Origin of the sequence: Escherichia sp. 94.0001 (assembly GCF_013369155.2) — a bacterium.
In the GTDB taxonomy this organism is placed as follows: domain Bacteria; phylum Pseudomonadota; class Gammaproteobacteria; order Enterobacterales; family Enterobacteriaceae; genus Escherichia; species Escherichia coli_F.
Genome location: NZ_JABWMS020000165.1, coordinates 1 through 1,433, shown reverse-complemented (window position 1 = coordinate 1,433; position 1,433 = coordinate 1). Strand labels below are relative to the sequence as shown.

The following is a 1,433-nucleotide window of genomic DNA, read 5'->3' as shown; positions in this document are numbered from 1 at the left end:
GTTCAGAAAATATTGATTCAAAAATGAAAACCAGTTAACAGAAAAGCAAAATGATATAATGTTAAAATTTTATATAGTGCAATAAAAGGAGAATGTTATGTATAATTTTATCACTATAATGTATGATGTCTTTTCATGTTTTGGTGTTCTGGCTAAAAACCAGAATAGCCGTGACATCCGAAATATTAAAAATTTTTCCTCACATCAACATTCACTGGGCGACATGTTTGATGAATTAATAAACATTATTGATAAAGAACAAGTATTGAGTAAAGAACAACGAAAAGTTATATTTAGGAGATATGAAGATATCTATGTTAAGCTAATGCACTATTCTGTTTTTACAGACAAAACACATCAAATAATAAAACAAAAATATTTTAATGACATTGTACCAATGATTCTCGCACTCGACATCAGGAACACATATCGCCCGGATAATGAGATGGCATTTTACTATCATATTCATTCTTTTCTCACTCAGATACCGGATAATGAGGATGATATATATCATGCTGCAAGGACATATCTGCGAAATTACGTTAAGTTATGTTTATCCGGATACACGCCAGCGAATGCGCATTTCAAAGATATCTTTGATGGCGTATATGAATTCATTCGTAATATTCGCAAAAACAGTACACCAGGAAAAACAAAACTTATCGCAACTATCAACACATGCAAAGAAACCTGTAAACATCTGCTTTATTTAAGTAATGAAGACAAGGAAAAAATAATTTCTGACTTAGATAAAGTTCAGGTTGCATGTTATTATCTCACTATATTACTGGCTTTCGAAAGACGAACTTCATTAACAAGCATCCTGGCAACTTTATATAAAATGCTGATAAGCGAAAGAGAAGTTTCAGAATATGAATGCCAGTTATTATATTTAACCAACCCAATAGATGTAATGAATATACTGAACAAATACATATATTACTTTCCTAATGAGAACTCACCATTTTATACACTGAAAATTGACAGTGCATTATCGTGGGATGCCATTGACGCAATACGAGACTATAGTATTTCTGATATTTATCTTTATCCTGAACAAAAAACAATAAATTGTGTCGTTGAGATTGAAAACATTGTCTTTGGCGGTTACATTTATACATTGAACAACGGCGTCACATTACAAAACATAGAAAACTCTTTAAAAGATTCTTCATGCCATTATGTCTTAAATGGCTATACAGAATTTGTTAACTGTTTGAGACAACTTACTTCAGGAAAGACTGAAAGTGTTCATCGCACCATCAATAAACTGAACTATGAGAAATTACCTTTTGGATTTATCATTGCCGCGTTTGCTATACTAAAGATAGCATTTAAAATAAAATTCAGTAAAAATCATGTAAATATCCGAGCATTATTAAATGACATCAATTATTTTATGACTTATCAGGGCGAGTCCATTAACCTTATTT

At 31.1% G+C, this 1,433-nt stretch carries 1 protein-coding gene; it reads left to right on the top strand.

Annotated elements, in window-relative coordinates; genetic code table 11:
- Window positions 1-97: 97 nt before the first annotated feature.
- Window positions 98-1,433 (top strand): hypothetical protein (locus HEN33_RS24940; RefSeq protein ID WP_183083511.1); only part of this gene is annotated, 1,336 nt, incomplete at its 3' end.